The following is a 20,042-nucleotide window of genomic DNA, read 5'->3' as shown; positions in this document are numbered from 1 at the left end:
ACCCGAGTGCCATGGGTCCCCGTACGATCACGTCGACCGACGCGCCCTTCTCCGGCGTCGCGGTCACCGCGACGAACACCGACGACGTCGGCGCGTTCGGCGTCGGGGTGGCCATCGGCGGCACGGCGGGCGTCGCGATCGCCGGCTCCGTCGCCGTCAACAACGTCCGCACCTCCGCGCACATCGGGCACGACGCCCAGGTGAACTGTGGCGCGACGTGCGCGTCCAACGTCAGCGGTGCCAGCGGCGCACAAGGCGTCCGCGTCGCGGCGGCCAACCAGTACTACGAGCTCGGGATCGCGGCATCCCTCGCCATCGGCGGCACAGCCGGCATCGCGGTCCCCGTCGCCGTCCGCGTCGTGAACCTCGACACCTCGGCCTGGATCGGCACCGGCTCGACCGTCAACGCGCGCGACGACATCTCGGTGACCGCCAACGCGAAAGACACCGTCGTCTCGGTGGCCGTCGGCGCCGGCGGCGGCACGGTCGGCATCGCCGGCACGGTCGCGGTCACCGTGCTGAACGTCAACACCTTCGCGTGCTCGGGCACGCCGACCGGGCCGAACGCCTACGAGTGCCTCGGCAACGGGCCGACGCTGCGGGCGGGCGACAACGTCCTGGTCTCGGCCAAGGACGACACGCGGCTCCTGCTCATCACCGTCGCCATCGCGGGCGGGTACGTCGGCGTCGGCGCCGCGGTGGGCGTCGCGGTCGTGAACAAGAAGGTCGCGGCATACCTGGGCCCGAACGGCACCGTGTCGGCCGGAGCGGCAGGAGCAGCGATCGGCCAGGTCGCCGACGGCAGCGTCAGCGCGGGCGGCTTCGGGCGCAAGAACTTCTCGGGCGTCATCGTCCGCGCCGACTCTTCGGAGAACATCTTCGGCCTCGTGCCGGCCGTCGCGGGCGGCTTCGTCGGCGTCGCCGGCGGCGTCGCGGTGACCCTCCTCACCATCTCGGTCAAGGCGGCGATCGGCGCCGGCGGCTCGGTCACCTCGTCGGGCGGCGTCAACGTCTCGGCCACCGACGCCTTCACGTCGCTCACGATCGCGGGCGGCATCGCGGGCGGATTCGTCGGCGTGGCCGGCGGCGTCGACGTGGGCGTCGCGAACACGTCGGTGCAGGCATCCCTCGGGTCGGGACTCGTCGTCACCGCCGGCAGCGGCGATGTCGAGGTCTACGCCCTGTCGAAGAAGGATGTCTCGACCTTCGCCGTCAGCTTCGCGGGAGGCTTCGTCGGGGTGGCCGCTGCGGTCTCGGTCTGGACGATCGGCACGACGCCGACGGGCGAGTACCACGCCGCCTCGGGCGGCGAGGACCGCGGCAACTGGAACGCCGGCACGACCTACCGCAAGGGCGACGTCGTCACCGACACGAACGACGGCAAGAAGTACTCCGCCAAGGAGGACAACGTCGTCGGCGGCGCCTCGCCCAAGGACAACCCCGCCAAGTGGCTCTCCGCGACGAGCGTCTTCGGGCGCGGCGACTACTCGTCGACGCAGGTCTACAACAAGGGCGACGAGGTCAAGGGCTCCGACGGCAGGTACTACACGGCCAAGAAGGACGGCCTGTCGGGCATCGACCCGGTGGCCGACCACGACACCTTCCACTCCGACAACAGCGACGACTACGTCAGCGCCAACTGGCGTCCGGGCGGCACGCTCAACTCGGTGCAGCAGGGCGGCGAAGTCGCCAAGGGGGACGGCGGCTACAAGGACGCACTCGGCGGCACGACCGCCGGCCCCGCCCCCGCGTGGGACCCCAACACCGACTACGGCGAGGGCGCGCTCGTCTCGTACGGCGGCTCGAACTACTCGGCCAAGGTCGCCATCACAGGCAACCCCGGCAACGCGGCGCCCGACTCCGCCTCCGCCCAGTGGAAGCTCAACTCCGGTTCGGAGTCCAAGACGAACGACCGCCTGACCGGCCAGCTCGGCGGCGTGAACGGCACCATCGCGGGGGCGGCCCCCACGACGAACCCCGGCACCGACGCTCTCGGCACGCCGCCGACCGGCGGCACGACCGCGACGGTCGGCGCGACGATCATCGCCGGCGGCCACGTGCACGTCTTCGCCATCGACAGGCTGACGATCCTCGGCGTCGCGGGCGCAGGCGCGGTGGGCGCCGTCGGCGTCGGCATCTCGGTGCTCGTGCTCAACATCAAGAGCGTGACCGATGCCGGAGTGACCTCCACGGGCCGGATCACGGCCGGCGCGGGCGGATCGGGAAGCGTCGCGGTCAAGGCCGAGATGATCGAGGACTCGGTCGGATTCGGCTTCTCGGGCGCGGTCGGACTCGTCGGGATCGGCGGCCAGGTCGTCGTCATCAACGACAGCGGCACGCAGCACGCCCACATCGACGGCGGCGCGCAGATCCTGCGCGCGGGCGGCGGCGTCACGGTCTCGTCGAAGGCCGACCGCACGCTCGAGAGCTGGTCGATCGGCCTCGCGGTCGGCGCCATCGCCGCCGGCATCTCGGTGTCGGTCGTGAGCGTCACGGGCGACAACCGTGCAGACACCGGCACCGTGACCGTCGGCGGCACCGGCAACGTCCAGAGCTTCAACGCCGCCACGATCGACGACATCCACGTCACGGGCCGCGGCGTCAGCGTCTCGGGCGGCATCGGGGCGATCGGCGGCGTGCTCACCTTCGTGACCCTCGAGGGCACCGCGGCGGCGGGGGCGTCTCCGTCGGGCACCGTCGGCTCCGGCGGCGTCCATGTGACGGCCACCGGCACGCGCACGGTCGACGCGAAGACCCTCAACGTGACGATCGGCGGCGTCGCGATCGGCCTCACGGTCGCCCGCGCCGACTCCGCACGCAACCTCGAATCCGTCGTCGGCGGCAATACGACCACGGGCGGCGCCGTCGAGTCGGCCGCGACGGCGACGAACACCGCGAACGTCCGGGCTCCCGGCGTCGCCGTGGGCGGCGTCACGATCGGCATCACGGTCGTCTTCTCGGAGCTGTCGGGCCACACCCTCGCCAAGGCGACGGGCACCGTGAGCGGGGCATCCGCGATCGACGTCATCGCGACGGCCGCCAACACCGCCGACACCCGCACGGAGCTGTACGCCGGCTCGCTCGTCGGCCTCTCCGGCGCGTGGGCCAGCGCCGTGATCACGTCCGACGCGTACATCAAGGCCATCGCCGAGACGGGGTCGAGCCTCGGCTCGACCGGCACGATCACGATCAAGGCGCAGACGCAGGGCACCGGCAACAAGGCGCAGGGCATCATCGACTCCGCGTCGGTCGCGGGCCTGGCCGACCTCAAGGCGTTCGTGGCCGTCGCGATCGTCGCGAACTCGACGATCGCGACCCTCGACGGCGCGATCACGGCAGCGGGGGCCCTGTTCGTCCGCGCCGACGCGCACAACACGGCGACCTCCGACATCCAGACCGGGTCGGTCGCCCTCGCGTCCCTCGCCATCGGCTCGAGCAACGCGAAGATCACCGGCGAGACGAAGGCCTCCGGCGGCGGCGCCCTGTCGCTGGCGGGGGCGGATGTCGACATCCGGGCCATCAGCCACAACTCCGCCGACGCGAAGTCCAACGTCATGACCGGCGGCATCCTGCTCGGTGTCGCCGTGAGCGCCCCGACCGCCGAGATCTCCGCCCCGACCACGGCGCGCTGGGACGGCGCCGTGACGGCCGCGCGCAACGTCAACGTCGAAGCGGACGCCACGAACACCGTGACCGCGACCCTCAAGGTGCTCGCGACGGGCCTCGGGTCGGTGACGGGCGGTTCGGCCGACGCCAAGATCACGGCGAGCACCGTCACCTCCGCGGTGGTCGGCGGCACGGCATCCGTCACGGGGGTCACCCAGCAGCTGCAGGTCTACGCCCACGCGGTCAACCGCTCCACCGCCGTCGCCGGCGGCAAGGGCTTCGGCGGCATCAGCATCAGCGTGATCTACCCGAGCGCCGTCGACAACGCCAAGACCAAGGCATCCATCGACGGGAATGTCGGGTCGACGCACTTCGACCCGGCCGTCGGCGGCACGGTCGGAGACGCCGGCGCGGGAAGCATCCTCGTCAAGGCGATCGGCGACGACGCGACGAACTCGAGCGTCTCGAGCCTCAGCATCGGCCTCGTCGCGGTGTCGACCTCGACGGCCGAGGCCAACACGCAGCCCGAGGTCGCGGCCTCGCTCGGCGGCGGCCACGTGACATCGGGCGGCGCGCTGACGGTGCTCGCGCAGTCGCTGACGGATGCCGATTCCTACGCCAACGCGACCTCCGGCGGCCTCATCGACATCCAGGCGGGCTTCACGGCCAAGTCGGTCGACAAGCCCACGGTCTCGGCCACGATGACCGGCGGGTTCGCCCAGGCCGGCGCCCTCTTCTCGCTGACGGCCCAGCACGGCGCGGCGCTCACGCCGCTGTCGGACGGCACCATCCAGGGGATCGACTGCAACGGCGCCGACACCGTCTGCTTCGCCCTCCCGCACGGCCTCAACACCGGCGCGACGGTGACCTACAGCGCTCCCGCCTCCGACGACGAGGACGTGCAGAAGGGGATCATCCCGAACCCCAATGCGATCGCCGGCCTCGGCGACGGCCGCACGTACGGCGTCATCAAGGTCGACGACAACACGCTGCGCCTCGGTGTGCAGTTCGATGCGACGGGCATCGTGCAGGCCGCGACCGCGACGCTGCACTTCCCCGGCGGGCACAACTTCCGCACCGGTGACCGCGTCGTCTACAACTGCAACGGCGGCACGGCGCTCGGCACGCTTCCGATCGCGGGCCTGACCTGCGGCAACGCGTACTACGTCTACGCCGTCGACGAGTTCGACCTGCGCCTGTCGACGACGCCGCTCACGCAGGACGGCACCACGGTCGTCTCGCTCACGAACCCGACGCTCACGGCCGGCAGCATCTTCACGATCGGGAGCACCGCGGGCCTCGACGGGCGCGCCGTCGTCTACCACGCACCAGCGACGATCGACTTCAAGTCGAGCCTCGTCGACGTCCACACCGACGGCTCGGGCAAGCTCGACCAGGATTCCAACGGGGTCATCCAGCACAACGCCTCGTGGAACACCATCTACGCCCCGAGCCACGGCTCGATCGGCGGCAGCGAGTGGATCTACAGCGTCACCAACGGGGCCGCGATCTCGGGCCTCATGGACGGGCAGCACGTCTGGATCGTCGATCCCTCGATCAACGTCGCGGGCTTCCCGTCGGGCGACCACACCATCCGGCTCGCCGACTCCGCCTGCCACGCCGGCTACGGCACGTACGACCCGACGCCGAGCGGCCCGAACAACGCCGACAACAACACTCCGTGCAGCACGAACGTGCAGATCATCGGGCTGGCGCCCGACACGACCCCCGCCGGTCTCAAGGCCGACCACCGGCTGCGCCGGGTGGGGTACGAGTCGGTCGGGCTCGTCGAGGGCCGGATGTACTACATCAGCGTTCTCACCGGCACGCAGTTCGTGCTGAAGGATGCCGCGGGCACGATCCAGACGGGCCTCGTGAGCAAGTCCGGGCCCCACCGCCTCGTGAACGAGGGCATCGCGACGGTGTCCAACGGCACGGGCACCCAGCAGCTCTACATCGACCTCACCGGCTCGCTCACCGGCGCGCCGCACGTGCTGATCGGCGTGGGCGGCCCGGGTGCGCTGCTGGCCGACCTCGCGGGGGGCGCCAACGGCGTGGCGAGCGCGACCTCGACGGGCATCGGCGGCGGCTTCTTCAGCTTCAGCGACGTGTACTCCGAGGTCGAGGCCTCGCCCACCGTCACGACCGACGTGCAGGCGGGCACCATCCGCGGCGGCTCGGTCAAGATCGGCGGCACCAACTACGCCAACGCCGCCGTCAGCTCGGTGGGCAAGGGCGGCGGCTTCGCCAAGTTCGGCGCCTCGAACGCGACGTCCGACCAGATCGTCACGACGACCGTCAAGGTGCGCGACGGGGCGAGCGTCTTCTCATCCAGCGACATCGCGATCACGGCGTTCGGCTTCGCGACGGCCAACGGCGAGGCGGTAAACCGCACCGGCGGCCTCATCGCCGGTGCCGACACCGACGTCGACCTCGAGATCGGCTTCGCCGTCTCGACCGAGATCGGCGGCGACCTGTCGGCCAACCGCACGGTGCTGGTGGATGCCGCGGCCGGCGTCGACGGCACGGCACGCGCGTCGTCGGGGTCGGGCGGCCTCGGCACGAACGCCGACGCCAACGACGACGAGAACCAGGGCGTGCAGATCGGCCACGACCACAGCGCGAAGGTCACGACGACCGTGACCGGGACGGGCAGCATCCTCACCGGCGGCCAGATCCAGCTCTCGGCGGCCTTCGGACGCTCCTTCGGCGTCAACGACCTGACGGGCGCCGTCGTCGGGACCGCTGTCGATGTCCGCGGCATCGCCCGCTCCGATTCCGATGCCTACGCGCTCGGAGCCGACTCCGACGCGGGGGCCTACGTCCGCTTCGGCGGCCAGAGCAAGGTCGAGATCAAGACCGGGTCGTCGATCGAGGGCGCCGGCGTCTACCTCCGGGCGGCCAACGAGAGCCTCAACCTCCAGGCCGACGCGAACTCCAACTGCGGCTGCGGCGGCGGCGACACCGACGCCCGCGCCAAGGTGACGGTGCAGTCCAGCGCCTCGGTCGTCGGCGCCGACGAGTCGGTCGTGCGTACCGCCGACCTCCACGTCGCGGCCCTGCAGTACTACACGAAGCTCTACGTGCACGCGCACCGCTCGGGCGGCCTGTTCGACTTCGGCAGCGCCGACGCCGACCTCGTCTACGAGCCGGGCCGCGACATCCTGTGGGAGTCCACCGTCTACCTGCTCGGCGAGCCGAACCCCGTGCTCATCGTCGACGCGTCGGGGCGAATCGTCGCAAAGACCGACAACGTCACGGTGCGCGAGACGATCTCCGGGCCGGCCCTGAACGTCGGCGACGTCATCGGCACGGGGACGATCTGGATCGACCCGATCCTGTACGACGAGAAGCCCGAGGCGCTCTTCGAGGCTAACCACCCGAACGGCTGCACGGGCCTGTGCGACGGGCTCATCCACGGCTCCCTCGGCATCTTCTACATGCAGGAGACGTGGAACTCGGTGCGGATCATCAACTCCTCCGACAAGGCCGTCTACCTCAAGGGCACCGGCGGCATCCCGAGCATGTCGATCAACACGGTCAACGCCGACCTGTCGGTGACGCCCGAGGCGATCATCAACGTCTCGGTCGACAACGGCCCGCACGCGCCTCCCGTGGCAGCGACGCAATGGTTCTGGAAGATCGAGCACATCTTCCCCGCGACCGACGTCGTCATCGAGAGCCTCCGCGGCTCCGCGACGACCGGCTACGACGTCACCATCGACGGCGACATCTTCAACCCCCTCGGATCTCTCACCATCGTCAACGACCGCGGTTCGATCCTCCGCGGCAGCGACCCCGGCGGCGAGACGTTCACCGCCAACCGCGTCACCCTCGACTCCGAACTCGGCTCCATCGGCACCGTCGCCCAGCCCATCACCCTCGTCCTGCTGCAGATCACGCACACCGGCGAGCAGGGAGTGCCGGCGACCCTCAAGCTCATCCACCTGGACGCCGAAGCCGGCAACGACATCTTCCTCGACGTCACGACGCTCCGCCGCGACTCGCTCACTCCGAGCAACGCCCCGCTCCACCCGGTCATCGAGGCGATCAAGGCCGGCCACGACGCCGTCGTGATCCTCCGTGACAGCGCCGAGGGCACCGACCCCGCGGTCGTCGGAGACGTCAACGTCCAGATCTTCACGCCCGACAACCTCCCGGGCGGACCCGTCCTCGAGTCGGTGCCGACGACGTGCTACTTCCGGCCCGACGGCGCAGGCTGCACCGGGGGAGTGGACCAGCCCGTCATCATCGGCGGCAAGGTCGTGCTCGTCGCGCTCGGCACGGCGCTGAGCCCGCGCAAGGCCGACTACGAGTTCAGCGACATCCGCGCCGGGCACAACATCTCGATTCAGCACCCGTCGGCCGCGACCGAGATCACGGTCCTCGCGTACACCGACGTCGACGCCACGTGGACCGATGACGAGACCTCCGTGAGCCGCGGCCTGACCGACGGCTCGGGCAAGATCGACGTGCTCACGAACGGGAACATCACCGTCGTCGAGCAGAGCGGCAAGGGCGACCTGCGCGTCGGCCACATCCACGCGACGGGACAGTGCACCGGCGCCGTCGGAACGGCCTGCGCCCTCGCGACCATCTCTGCGGACGTCACGCTGCGCTCGCCGCGGAAGATCCTGGATGCCGAGCTCGACGCCGGCATCATCGACACCGACGACGACCCGACGTGCGTCGACGCGTACGACCTCGACTGCGGCCCCGGCACGCCGAACAGCATCGACGTGACCGGCCGGAACATCACGCTCACGGCCGGCGACAACGGCCTCGGTCAGCCCGGCAGCGTCTCGGGCGTCGGCGGCATCGGCCTGCCGGACGACTTCCTCGAGATCCAGGTCAATGCCGTCGGCGGCCCGCTCGGCATCCTCAACGCGTACGACACGGCGGCCGACGACGACAAGACCTTCGGCATCTACCTCGACCAGGTCGCGGGTGATCTGCAGATCGGGATCGTGCACACGGCGGGCGACGACTCCCTCTCGACGGGCAACGTGTCGCTGCGCTCGCGTGCCGGATCGATCCTCGACGCACTCGACGACGCGTCAGCCGACGTCATCGGCCAGACGATCGACATCGACGCGCACGGCGGCTCGATCGGGCTCGCGGCCAACGACCTCGAGATCGACTCGCTCGTCGGCTCGCCCTTCGCGTGCACGAACACGAACTGCGCCGACAATGCGAACGGCACGTCGGATGCGGGGCTCATCGCCGTCGCCGACGACGTCGCGCTCGAGGCATCCGGCGGCATCTATCTCACCGAGACCGACGCGTACCTGCGCCTCGTGTTCGCGCACTCGACGACCGGCGACATCCGCCTGACGGTCCGCGAGACCGCCGACCTCGACGAGGACCTCTACCTCATCCGCAACGGCAGCGCGGACTTCGCCGAAGACAACAGCACGGCGCCGGGCAACAACCCCGACCACCTGCGCATCATCCCCAACGGCACGATCTTCGCCGAGCAGGGGAGCGTCGAGCTCCGGGTGGGCGACGACGTCACGCTGCACCAGTTCACGCAGATCCTCGCCGACCTGTCGATCGACATCCGCGGCGACTACGGCAATGCCGACACGGGCGGCACCCTCGCCTTGCCCGACCCCGAGTACGGCACGACCATGATCCTGCGCGGCCGCATCGTCGCCGACTGCAACGTGACCCTGGGTGGCGCCAGCGGCTACCCCGTCGGAACGTGCGCGCCGTCGACGGCGAACCCGGTCGCCGGGCGCCAGACGAACGTGTGGGGCGGCAGCGACGTCGACATCATCCAGCTCGGCGACCGGTCGGGTCAGGACCTCCTGCAGCCGGGCGGCAAGACGACGTGGGGCTCGAACGGCTACATCTTCCTCGGCTCCAAGACGACGATCCACGGCAACGCGACGACCGCCTCGAACACCGCCGACGGCGAGGACGAGATCACCGTCTGGTACCTCCAGTCGATGAACGTCGTGACGAGCCCGACGGGCCTGCAGGCCGGCAACGGTGCGGGCCATACCCTCACCCTCGACGGCCAGGGCGAGACCGACCACTACGCCATCTACACCAACGGCAGCCACGGCAGCATCCGCAACTACGTCATCAACGTCCTCGACACGGGACTGCCCGGCGCGGGCGTCGACGAGCTCGACGTCTACGGCTACGACAGCGATCCGCTGAAGCCCGCCGACGCGCCCTTCAACGGGGCAGGCGGCGGAGCCGACGACATCTGGCTCCTGCGGGCGCTCACCTGCATCGACAACGAGTCGCCGTTCACCGGCTCGGGCGTCCCGACCGTCTGCGGCTCGCCGACCGAGCAGGCCGATCACCCGGCCTTCATCGCCCTCCTCGCCGGCAACGGCAGTGCCGACGGCGGCATCGGCCTCTACCGCGATCGCACGCCGGGCAATGAGCCGAGCCCCCTCGTGCAGCGGATCAACTACGACCGCGCCCTCAACGGACGCATCACGGTCTACGGCATGGGCGGCAACGACGCCTTCTACGTCGACGACACGCAGGCCACGATCACCCTCGACGGCGGTGCCGGCAACGACACCTTCCAGATCGGCCAGATCTTCGGCACGCAGCGCGACTCCCAGTCAGCTCCCGACGGGGGCGCGCTGCTGCCGGGGGACACCTTCCCCGCCCTCGTCCCCACGACCCGCGGCTGGCTGAGCCCCGGCGCCCATGCGCCGCTGCTCGCGACGGGCGGCACGGGCAACGACACCTTCGTCGTCTACTCCAACCAGGCCGAGATCCAGCTCAACGGCGACGACGACAACGACCTGTTCATCGTCCGGGCCTTCGCGATCGCCGCCGTCTGCGACACCGACGCCGACAGTGTCGCCGGGTGCGGCCTCACCGACGTCGACTTCCGCCCTGCAGGCGGCGTCTTCCCGACGACGGCGCCGTTCGGCTCCTGCCTCATCGGCACCTACCAGGGGATCCCCGGCTACACGCGGTACGACCGCAACGGCGACGGCGTCTGCAACAACGCCGACGCGCACACCACCTACAACCACCTCGCCGGCAGCAACGTCGACCTCGACAACACGATGTGGCTCGACGACGTCATCCCGCTCGACGCCAACGGCGTGGCCGTGCCGGTCATCGGCCTCGGCTTCTCGACGAGCCGCCCGCTCGACATCCGTGCCGGCGGCGGCGAGGACGAGGTGCAGTACAACGTCAACGCGCCCGTCAACGTCGACGGCGGCACCGGCTTCGACAAGCTCGTCGTGCTCGGCACCGAGTTCGCCGACGACTTCGTCATCACCGACAGGGCCGTGTACGGTGCGGGCCTCAACGTCAAGTACACGACGATCGAGATCCTCGAGATCGACGGGCTCGAGGGCGACGACCAGTTCTTCGTCCTCTCGACGGCGTACGGCGTCGCCTACCGCGTGATCGGCGGGCTCGGCTCCGACCAGATCTCGGTGGCCGGCGACGTGACGGCCGACATCGTGACGCGCGAGCTCGAGGGCATCTCGGGCGCCGTCGACCACATCGTGCTCTCCGACGACCCGCGCTACGACGGGACGACGGTCGACGGCATCCCGTACAACCTCGCCACACCCGATCAAGGGGTCGTCGTCATCAAGGAGCAGGGCACGACGACGAGCGTGCGCGAAGGCACGACGACGGGCCCCATCAAGGAGACCAACTTCTACACGGTCGAGCTGAGCCACGCTCCCACGGCGAACGTCTACGTCACCGTCTCGGCGGCCCTGTCGCCCGACGAGGAGGCGCGCGACACGTTCCACAACCCGAGCGGCTTCGGCCTGACCGACGGCAAGGCAGACACCATCTGGCTCTGCATCGACAAGGGCCCCGTGTACGGCGACGAGTGCAACGCGATCGGCGACTTCCAGCGCCACTACGTCCGCAACGGCGTCGTGGTCGACGAGGCCGGCCGTGCCGTCGTCCTCACCTTCACGGCGGGCGACTGGAACGCTCCCCAGCGCGTCTACGTCCGCGCGTACGACGACCTCCGCTCCGAGGGCGACCGCACGGTCGTCGTGCAGCACTCGGTGATCTCGGCGGATGCCTCGTTCCACGGCGCCGCGGTGCGCCAGGTCAACGTCCGGGTCTACGACAACGACACGCCGGGCGTCTACGTGACGCAGGTCGAGCCGTCGGCGGCGTGCACCGCGAACGCCGCGAACTGCGTCCTCGACGATCGCGGTGTCGTGATCGAGGGGAGCGCGACGACGCAGCGCACCGACCAGGTTCTCGTGCAGCTCGCGAAGGACCCCGGCGGCCTGACGGTCTGGGTGCGGATCTCGATGGATGCCGATTCCCAGCGCCTCCTCCAGATCCTCGACCCGGGTCTCGGCGCGGCGCGCTGGCAGCAGGTCAGCAACACCACGACGGGCACGTACTACCTGCTGAGCTTCGACAGCACGAACTGGAACACTCCCGTGCGTCTCACGCTGCAGGCGCGGTCGAACTCGGATCCGGGAGACCCGACGACGGCCGTCATCTCCTGGACGCAGGAGAACCCGACCTCGGCCTACCGCTTCCCGAACCTGCGCTCGGGCGACCAGCGCACCGACGTCCTCGTCTACGACGACGAGACGGCGAACGTCGTGACGATCCCGACCGGGCCCGACACCGTCGTCGTCAAGTGCGGGAACGCCACGTGCACGACGCCGGGCCTCACCGACGGGTACACGATCCGTCTCACGACGCTCCCGACCGGCGATGTACGGGTCGTCATCACGCCCGACGGGCTGGTCGACGTCGTCTCGATCGGCGGGGTCGCCGTGACCCCGAGCAGCTACGTCAAGATCGGCGGCGACATCCCGTCCCGCGTCTTCCTCGGCAACCTGCTCTTCTCGGGCTCGCCTGTGCTGAACACGATCACGCGGGCCAACGGCAGCGACACCGGGAGCTTCCTCGAAGAGGGCCTCGCGATCGGCATGCGCGTGAAGTTCGCGGCGTGCGGCGTGCCGCCCGTCGGCTACTACACGGTCGCCTCGGTCGCGATCGACGGCAAGTCGTTCACGGTGTCGACTCCGCTCATCGGATGCTCCGGCTCGGCCGTCAACGACACGTCGATCAACGTGCTCACCCGCCGCGGCATCTGGGACGGCACGGCGTCGATCGGCACTGCCGCCGGCGATGACACCTTCAGCCACTACCGCCTGACGCGTACCGGCGGAGGCTGGCTCGCCGACGGCTTCCTCGAGGGCCAGTGGGTCGAGGTGTGCGACGGGTTCAGCCACTGCGTGCGCGCGAAGATCCAGAACATCCGCGGCACGAACCTCGCGCACGACGAGCAGCTGGAGTTCCGGCCCGTCTCGTACGACGACTTCGCGACGCTGACCGGCACGGGCTTCACCGTGACGCGCATCGCGGCTCAGGCGACGTTCACGACGCTCACCTGGATGACCGACCAGTACGTGGAGCTGCGCGCCGACCTCGGCTACTACCAGCCGATCGTCCGCGCCGGCGTCAAGAACTTCCCCGCCGCGCAGCACCTGCTCACGCGCCTGCGCGGGCCGCTCGCCGTCGAGGGCGGCGTCACCGGCGCCGACCGGTCGCTGGCGCTGGGGCTCAAGCTCCCCGGCGAGCAGGACGGACCGCTCTTCGCGATCGCTGCGCAGGCGCCCGAGTCCAAGCAGATCGACGTCCTGAACGTCTACGGCGACGGCAGCGTCGCGCACAACTGGGGCGTCATGACCTCCACGACGCTCCGCGGCCTCGGAATGGCCAAGGACCTCGACTTCGGCGCCTCCTACGGCGGAACGCAGAACGAGACGTTCGGCGAGCCGCAGATCTTCCCCGGCGGCATCAGCTTCGGCTCCGTCTCGTTCGTCGACGGCAAGTACGAGACCGACGGCGGCAAGAGCACCCTCGAGGTGATCAACCTGCTCCTCGGCTCGGGCAACGATCGCCTCGACATCCAGGGCACCCTCCAGCCCGACGTGCCGGTGAAGCTCAAGGGCACGGTGACGCTCGCGGCGTCGGCGGGCCAATTCGGCTCCGCCTACCGGCTCTCGCGGTCGGCACCGTTCGACTGGAAGGCGCAGGGCTTCCTCGTGGGGCAGCCCGTCACGATCGACGCGATGACGGGGCTGTTCCGGGTCGTCGGGTTCGGCGACGACGATCCGTCGGACACGACCGACAACACCGTCATGTACCTCGTGCTCGTCTCGGGCGCCGCCGTCACCGGCACGGCGCTTCACACGGTCATCGCGCAGGACGTGCCCGTCACGATCACGATCCCCGTCACGATCGCGGGCGGCAACGCGGGCGGGACCGTGACGCGGGCGACGGGCAGCTGGAGCGGCGACGGGTTCGTCGTGGGCCAGCTCGTCAAGATCGCGGACATCCCCGGATCGTGGCGCCTCATCGGCATCTCCGCCGACGGCAAGACCCTCACGCTCGATCGCGGCGACGTGCTCCCCTCCAGGGCGAGTGCGACGCAGACCGTCTTCGTCCCCGGTCCGCACGGGGGCCTGACGACCGTGCACGGCGGCGGCAACACGCCGATCCGCAACGTCTTCGACATGACCCGCTCGACGCCGACGGCTGCGCACCTCGCCGTGGCGCCGGGTGCCGTGCTCGCGCTCACCCGTCTCGACGGCCTCAACTGGGCCTTCAACGGCAAGCTGCCCGGCAGCGGGTACTACGCGGGCGATCCGTACCTCCACGCCTACCAGCACATTCAGCTCGTCGGCGAGAGCTTCACGCGCATGGTGCTCGGCTTCGCCGACGGACCCTGCCCGTACAGCGACCCGTTCCCCGGCTGCGGCGAGGGCTCGGTCATGCTCCTCGGCGGTCCCGACGCCACGATCACGGCGCCCGTCGCCCTGCCGCTCGGCACGTCGCTCACCGATGTGCGCGTCGCACAGCCGGTGAAGATCCAGGTGACGACGCCCGTCTACGTGAAGACGTCGAGCCTCACCCGCACCGACGGCGCGAGCTGGAAGGCCGCCGGCTACAAGGTCGGCATGCAGGTGCGGATCACCGGCTTCGCCGGACCCTTCACGATCTCGAAGTTCTCGGGCGCGAACGACAGCGTCATGGAGTTCGCGAACACGGCGTGGGCGCCCAGCATGCACCTGAACGCGGCGGGCGTCGCCGTGTGGGATGCCGTGACCCTCACCCTCACCGCGTGGGACGAGTTCCGCTCCTCGACGGGCGTCATGGTCGGCGGCGACATCCTGACCGTCTGCAACCGCGCGGCCGGCAGCCTCCTCTTCAAGATCGCGGCGCAGCCGGACGGTCTGGTGAACGACGCCGTGCAGTGCGACCAGACGAAGACGGCGGGGCCCGGCTCGCCGCTCGTCGTCTACGGCGACACGTCGCAGGACGGCGTCTGGTACTCGGGTGCCCCGGGCGACAACCTGGGCATGGAGTTCGGTCCGAAGCCCTTCGACCCGTTCACCCACATCCCGGATGCCGAGAACGAGGACGACGAGTGGATCTTCGGACTCGCCAACCCGTTCGACTACAGCGGCAACGACGTCATCGACGCGTCGGGCCTGTTCGCCGACGTCGCCCCGACGAGCCTGCCCTCGGTCGGCATCACCGCCTACGGCGGCCTCGGCGACGACCTCATCATCGGCAGCCAGGCCGGCGACCACCTCGCGGGCGGCTCGGGCGACGACGAGATCCGCGGCCTCCGCGGCGTCGACCACATCTACGGCGACTCGGGGGTCAATGTCGACATCCTGACCCGCGCCCTCGAGATCGCGACGATCAACCGCAGCCCGAAGCCGTCGGTGACGGGAGCCGGCTTCATCCCGAACGGCACGACGCTGACCCCGATCGTGGGCGGCGTCGCGGGCATCACCGACGACCTCCTCGTCGCGGGCTACGACCTCATCTACGGCGACGGCGCGGCAGGTCCCGGTCTCGGCGGCTTCGCCCTCAACGCCGGCGGGAGCCCCGAGACGGCGTACGACGACATCATCTTCGGCGACCACGGCGCGATCGATCAGAACGTCGCCGACCCGAACGAGCCCGACCCGCGCCTGCAGAAGATCCAGACGACGGCGCTGTCGACCATCACGGGCATCCGCAGCGTCAACCTCGACAAGGGGGCCGACGACGTCATCTTCGGCGGTCTCGGACGCGACGTCATCGTCGGCGGCGCCGGCAACGACATGGCCGACGGCGACGAGGCCGACGACATCGTCTTCGGCGACGCCGTGACGCTCGTGCGCACGCCCGGCGACTGGACCAGCGGGCGCTTCCAGACCCTGTGCGGCACCCTGATGTACAGCCGCAGCGACATCACGACGGCGTCCAACCTCTGCGCCGGCCTGCCGAGCGCCTACCCGACGCCGACCGAGAACAACTCGGGCCAGCTCCTGGTCGACGGCGTGCCGCGGCCCTACCGCGACCCCGACGGCGCGCCGTGGTGGGCCGAGTACGACGTCACGAACCTCTTCCACGACCTCGCCTCCGACACCGGCACCAAGTGGGCCGGCACGTGGGGCAACGACTACCTCGCGGGCGGCCAGGCGAACGACCTCCTCTTCGGCCAGCTCGGCGACGACGTCATGCAGGGCGACGGCGACATCGACCGCGCGTACCGCCGCTTCATCGACGACCACGCGAACGCCACCCATGTCGGCGCCTCGCGCACTCCGCTCGGCTGCGTGGGAGCGGCCGGTGCCATGGTCTGCGACTACACGGGTGTGCTCGTCGTCGTCGCCGCCGTCGAGGCCGCGACCGACGGTCAGGACTACCTGGAGGGCAACGCCGGCAACGACGTCGTCTTCGGCGGCCTCGGACAGGACGACATCCTGGGAGGCTCGAGCGACTTCTTCAGCCTCACGACGCCCGACAAGCGCCCCGACGGTCTCGTGAACCCCGCGCTCAACTACCGGCCGGGTCACGACCGCGGCGCCGACCTCCTCTTCGGCGGGGCCGGAACCCGCGTCGGCATCAACGACCAGAGCTACGGCACCGACGGCAGTGCGACCGTCGCCACCAACTCGGCGACGCAGACGGCGCTGACCTCGACGGTGACCGCCGACCTCGACGCGCGCGACGCCGACACCATCGTCGGCGACAACGGCCGCATCATCCGGATCGTCGGCACCAGCCACACCGACGTCAACGGCAACGCCAACGTCGGCGGCGTGGGCGTCGCGCCGGCGACCGGACCGAACTACGTGACGTTCAACTACGACACCTTCGGCGGCGCAGCGGCAGGCACGCAGCGCCTCGTGGTCCGCGGCGTCACGCTGCTGGACTACACCGTCGGCGGTCCCGACTACCTGCCTGAGAACTTCGGCCTGGGAGCGCCGGGCGCCGACTGCAACGGCTCGCCGACGCAGCCGCTGTGCTCGCTCGTGCTCGACACCGACGCCGGCGCCTGGCGCAACACGTCGTTCCTCTCCGGCTCGACGCCGTGGCAGACGGGCGGCCGCGACGAGGTGCACGGCGAGACGGGCGACGACACGGTCTACGGCGGAGCGGACCACGACGTCATCTACGGCGACGCGCAGAACGACGACCTCATCGGCGGGTGGGGCAACGACTGGATCTCCGGCGGCACGGGTGATGACGGCATCCTGGGCGACGACGGACGCATCTTCACGAGCCGCAACACCGCATGCCCGGGTGCCGCGTCGTCGACGGTGTGCACGGCCTTCGCCGAGCCGCTCTACGGAGTCCTCGCCCTGCGCACGGTCGACCCCGACACCAAGACGAGCCAGGGCGATGTGCTCAACGAGTACATCTACACCCCGGGTCAGGTGCAGACGGCCACCATCAACGTCGCGAACGCGATCGTGAAGTCGGTCGACCTCACGGTGTACAACCTCGGCCCCGACGTCAACGCGGGGCTCAACAAGGTCGTCAACCAACCGCTCTACGACGCCAACAACTCCGACGACATCATCTTCGGAGGCTGGGGGAGCGACTGGATCCACGGCGGGGCGGGCGATGACGCGATCAGCGGCTCCGAGGCGATCGGCGCCGGTCAGACCGACTACGCCAACGGCGGCTTCGTGCAGCACTTCGACGCGGCGGGCACCCCGATCGGCCTGGAGTACATCGACTTCGCCCACCCGTGGAACCCCGGCGATGTGCTCCACTTCGGCGCCGACACCAACCCGTGGCACGCGAACCACCACAACGAGACGCGACTCGGCGAGTTCCTCCTGTACGACGAGTACGACCCGCGCCGCGAGATCCGCTTCGACGCCTCGGGCAACACCTGGGGCTGCACGTCCTACGCGCCCAACGGCAAGGTCTGCACGGGCAGCGCCAACGTCGCCCTGTTCCCGAACCAGTTCTTCCTCAACAACGAAGACCTCACCGGCAACTACGTCATCGCGTGCATCGCGGTCGACAACCAGGGCAACTGCACCGCGACGACGGTGCTGCCGCCCGCGGCGGGAGTGAAGCAGGCCTCCGACGGCAACGATGCGATCTTCGGCGACCTCGGCAACGACTGGCTCGTCGGCGGCACCGGGCAGGACACGCTGTGGGGCGGCTGGGGCAACGACCTGCACAATGCCGACGACAACCTGCATTCCGGATGCCTCGTCGCCCAGCCGAACGGCACGTGCACGACAGCGGGCGACACGTGGCTCAACGACGTGCCCGACGGCGTCAACTCGAGCTTCCAGGACCGGGCCTATGGCGGCGCGGGACTCGACATCCTGATCGGCAACACCGGCGGCGACCGCCTCATCGACTGGGTGGGCGAGTTCAACACCTACCTCGTCCCGTTCGCCCCGTTCGGAATCGCGACGGTCAGCCGCCAGAACGAGCCGCAGCTGCCGGAATTCCTCTATGCGTTGAGCCGCAGCCAAGGTGTCGACCTCACCAGGGCCACCGACGAGGGCAGCGACAAGGAGCGCAACGGCGAGCCGTTCGGCGAGCTCGGCCTCATCCGCCAGTCCGACCACGGCTACTGGCAGACGCAGACGGGCGGCCCGACCGACCCGCAGGCGGGGAACATCCCCGGCGGACGCCGCGACACGCTGCGGGGAGTCGACTTCAACGACGGCACGACGGGCGGCTTCGCGGCGGACTCGGGCGTCTTCACCGTGTCGCAGGGCATGTTGCAGGTCGCCGCGGCCAGCAACACGGGCGACGCCGTCGCCGTCTGGTACGACGACGCGTACCAGACCGTGTACTACGAGCTGTCGGCGAAGATCTCGATGGACAAGCCGACGGCCGGCTGGAAGGCCAACGCCTACGTCATCTTCGACTACTTCGGCCCGATGGACTTCAAGTTCGCGGGCATCGATCAGTCGACGAACAAGCTCGTCATCGGGTACCGCGCGAGCTGGGGCTGGGCGACGCTCGCGCAGGGGTCGGTTCCCGGCGGCGTGAAGGCCGGGACGTTCTACAACCTCAACGTCGTCATCAACGGACTCGTCGTGACGGTCACCGTCGACGGCAAGAACGCTCTCACCTACACCTTCGCGCCGCGCATCCTGGGCGGCGAGCAGGTCGCGCTCAACCGCGGCATGGTGGGCTTCGGCTCCGATCAGGCGCACGGCCTCTTCGACAACATCGCGCTCACGGTCATCTCGCCCGCGATCACCCTCGACCGCACCGACTACTTCGAGGGGAGCGGCACGGCGATCACGTCCGACCAATCGGGCGCGTCGGGCGTGACGCGCGCCGGGCGGCTCGAGGTCACGGCGGCCAACGGACTCGGCGCGACGCTCATCGGGTTCGGATCGCCGAACGCGACGCCCGCCGGAGCCGTCCCGCAGTTCGACCCGATGGCGTACGTCGAGCTCGAGTCGACCTTCCGAGCGGTGGGCACGACGGGCTTCGTGTTCGACTGGTACTCCGCGACCGACCACAAATTCGTCGCACTCGACGTCGCGGGACAGCGCGTCATCGTCGGCCACGTCTCGGGGGGCCGCCGGATCATCGACCAGGCCATCGCCCGCACCCTCGTGGCAGGCACGGATTACGTGCTCAACATCGTGCTCAAGGCGACGGTGGTCACCGTGACCCTCAACGGCCAGGTCCTGGCATCCGTCATCTACAACTCCCAGCTCGCCGACGGCAGACAGGGAGTCTTCGGCCTCGGGACGGGCACCGTCGTCTCGGTGGGCGACTACCGGCTGAAGACCGACGAGGTGAAATACGCGAACGCGCCCGCGCCGCCGCAGACGGCGTCGATCAGCGACGCGACGGTCACCGAGGGGACCGCCGGCACCACCAGGACGGTGACGCTGACGGTGACACGCTCCTCGTCGGAGGGTTCGCTCACCCTCGCCTACTCGCTCGAGGGGGCGCTCACGGGAGCCTCTGCGACCGCGGGCACCGACTTCACGGGGGCCGCGAGCGGCACGGTGTCTTTCGCTCCCGGTCAGACGACGGCGACCATCACCTTCACGATCAAGGGTGACGCCGCCGTCGAGCCCACCGAGTCGTTCGTCGTGCGGCTGCAGCCGAACCCCGCTGCGAACATCCAGAAGGGTGCCGGTGTCGTCACGATCGTCAACGACGACTGA

The 20,042-nt window shown here is 70.0% G+C and carries 1 protein-coding gene (only partly in view); it reads left to right on the top strand.

The window, feature by feature from the left end; translation table 11 throughout:
- A protein-coding gene (locus tag ACSBPH_RS06840) for a Calx-beta domain-containing protein (RefSeq protein ID WP_442576838.1) crosses the window boundary here: on the top strand, positions 1-20,042 show its 3' portion. The gene continues 8,842 nt to the left of window position 1, outside the view; only the last 20,042 of its 28,884 coding nucleotides appear in the window; the start codon falls outside the window, past its left edge; its stop codon occupies positions 20,040-20,042.

The organism is Microbacterium sp. F51-2R (genome assembly GCF_052180235.1).
GTDB lineage: Bacteria > Actinomycetota > Actinomycetes > Actinomycetales > Microbacteriaceae > Microbacterium.
Note: the sequence above shows the minus strand (reverse complement) of the source record. Positions and strands in the feature narration are given on the sequence as shown.